The 2,176-nt window shown below is 69.5% G+C and carries 4 protein-coding genes; 3 read left to right on the top strand and 1 reads right to left on the bottom strand.

The features are described from left to right. Positions 1-679 (top strand): carboxypeptidase regulatory-like domain-containing protein (locus tag D7Y15_RS43190; protein ID WP_121756196.1); only part of this gene is annotated, 679 nt, incomplete at its 5' end. A 161-nt stretch (positions 680-840) separates the two neighbouring features. Beyond that, on the top strand, positions 841-1,026 hold the full coding sequence (locus D7Y15_RS44515) for a hypothetical protein (RefSeq protein ID WP_121780343.1): 186 nt from the start codon (positions 841-843) through the stop codon (positions 1,024-1,026). A 194-nt stretch (positions 1,027-1,220) separates the two neighbouring features. Here D7Y15_RS44515 and D7Y15_RS43185 read toward each other — a convergent pair whose 3' ends face one another. Beyond that, the gene (locus D7Y15_RS43185) at positions 1,221-1,514 is read right to left on the bottom strand and encodes an FYDLN acid domain-containing protein (protein WP_120581691.1); all 294 of its coding nucleotides are present in this window, start codon (positions 1,512-1,514) and stop codon (positions 1,221-1,223) included. A 141-nt stretch (positions 1,515-1,655) separates the two neighbouring features. On the opposite strand from D7Y15_RS43185, the gene D7Y15_RS43180 reads away from it, so the two are divergent. Continuing rightward, positions 1,656-2,176 (top strand): GYF domain-containing protein (locus D7Y15_RS43180; RefSeq protein ID WP_121756195.1); only part of this gene is annotated, 521 nt, incomplete at its 3' end.

Below are 2,176 nucleotides of genomic sequence, written 5' to 3'. Positions count from 1 at the left end.
CCCCACCGGGCCGGTGAAGTGGGGCGAAATCGAGGGGCGGGTGGTGCTGACCGGGACGCCTCCCCAGGCCCCCAGCGCGCCGACCACCGCCACCGTCGCCAGCGTGTGTGGCGACCAGGCGGAGGACCGCTCGCTCGTGGTGGGAGGCGAAGGGGCCCTGGCCCACGCCGTGGTGTCGCTCCAGGACGGCGCCGCGCTCGCTGAACCGGAGACGCCCGCGCCGCAGCCCGTGCTGGACCAGAAGCAGTGTCACTACGAACCGCCCGCGCTCGCGACGAAGGCCGGCGGCGAGCTGCTGCTGCGCAACTCCGACCCGCTGGTGCACAACGTGCGCGCCCAGTCCGGGACGAACCGTTCTGTCTTCAACGTGGCCATGCCCCTGGAGGGCATGACCCTGCGCCGCCCCCTGCCCGCCGAACCGGGCACCGTCCAGGTGCGCTGCGACGTGCACCCCTGGATGCGCGCGGTGGTCCGCACCTTCAACCACCCGTACTTCACCACCACCACTCCGGACGGACGCTTCCGGATGCGCGTCCCGGAAGGGGCCCACACGCTCGTCTTCTGGCACGACCGGCTCCCCGAAGCGTCCCGGACCGTCACCGTCCGCGCGGGGGAGACCGTCCAGGTCGATCAGAGCTGGGGCGTGGAAGCACTGCGTCAGGCCGGCTCGGGGAAATAGGGCACCCCTGACACGGTTGTCGCGTCCGGCCCCGAGGCAACGAAATCGTGGGCCAGGGGTTCCGTATAAGTGCCGGGAAGCACGCCCCTTGTTCAGACTTCTGTCTTGGTGGCAAAATTGCTTTCTCGGAAGCCAACACTTCCGCCTGAGGGGGAGTCGCAATGCATCAGACCAGGAAGCAATCCACGGTAGCCGTGGAGGTGGAGCGCCTGCCCATGGGGGCGCGCCGCAAGGACGCCCGGCCGGTGGGCATGCAGGAGATGGGGCCCAACCTCTACGAGAAGATCGAGAGCGCGCTCACCGAGCTGTCGCTGGCGTCCTCTCATGAGCGGCTGAGCGGCAGCTGAATCGCCTGAGCGGCAGCTGAAGCGCCTGGGCGGCACCTGAGAAATGACACCCCGGAGCGGTGTGGGCCCCTGGGGAGGGACCCCCGTCTCCGGTCAGGCCGTTTCCGGGTCGGTGGCCTCAGGGCCAGGAAACGACAACGGGGCCCGCCCGAACAGCTCGGGGGACCCCTGATGATGCAGGCGTGAGGGCGACCTTACAGCTCGTCGTCGTCAGCGGCCTCGGTGGTGGACTCGGACTCCTCGTCATCGCTGAAGGAGTCGAGGTTCTCCTCGTCCTCCTCGGCCGCGGGCGTCTCCTCGGGCTCGGGCTCGATGACCTTCGGAGCTGCCGCCAGACGGCCGCGCCGGCCCTCGGTGGGCTTGGCGACCACGTTCTCCCGCTGATCCGCCCCGCACTTGGGGCAGATGGGGTCCGGCTTCTTCATGTCGTAGAACTTCGTCCCGCACTTGAAGCACGAGTGCTTGGTCCCGAGATCCTTCGCCGGCATGCGCCACCCTCGTAGAAGCCTGGAGTGAAACCGAGGGCGGCTGAATAGATGGGCCGAAGAACAGAGTCAACCGTGTGTTTGCGCGGGAGATTTCTGGCGGTAGCATCCCCGCCGGTTTCCCCCGAGAGCCGGACGCCCCCTTTGAACTTCACCTGCGACAATTGCCAGAAGCGGTACTCCATTGCGGACGAGAAGGTCCGCGGCAAGACGGTCAAGGTCCGCTGCAAGAACTGCCAGAACGTCGTCACCGTGGAAGGGCCCGCCGAGGAGGAGAGCACCCGCGTGGTGTCGCTCGCCGACGTGGAGCGCATCCGGGCCCAGGAGCGTTCGCTGGCGGGAGGTGGCGCCGCCGCCGCGCCAGCCCCCGCTCCGGCACCGGTGTCCGCCGCGGCAGTTCCTGCTCCCCTGGCCAAACCTCCTGCGTCGGCCCCCCAGACGCCCTGGGACGATGAGCCCACGCGCACCGCGCCTCCCCGCCAGACGGCCGGGGCACCGTGGTTCGTGATGGTGCGCAACAAGCAGGAGGGCCCGCTGGACGAGTCGGCCGTGGCCGAGTGGATGGCCGCGGGCACCATCAGTGCGCGCAGCTTCTTCTGGCGCCAGGGCATGCCGGACTGGAAGCGCGGTTCGGACATCCCGGAGCTGGCCGCGCTGCTCGCGCC

It is taken from the genome of Corallococcus sp. AB030, assembly GCF_003668965.1.
Lineage (GTDB): Bacteria > Myxococcota > Myxococcia > Myxococcales > Myxococcaceae > Corallococcus > Corallococcus exiguus.
The sequence above is the reverse complement of the archived record's forward strand: the minus strand, read 5'-3'. Positions and strand labels throughout refer to the sequence as shown.

Bases quoted from the DNA above. Each gene is read 5' to 3' on its own strand.
- D7Y15_RS43185 (WP_120581691.1), bottom strand. From the start codon at position 1,514: ATGCCGGCGAAGGATCTCGGGACCAAGCACTCGTGCTTCAAGTGCGGG.
- D7Y15_RS44515 (WP_121780343.1), top strand. From the start codon at position 841: ATGCATCAGACCAGGAAGCAATCCACGGTAGCCGTGGAGGTGGAGCGC.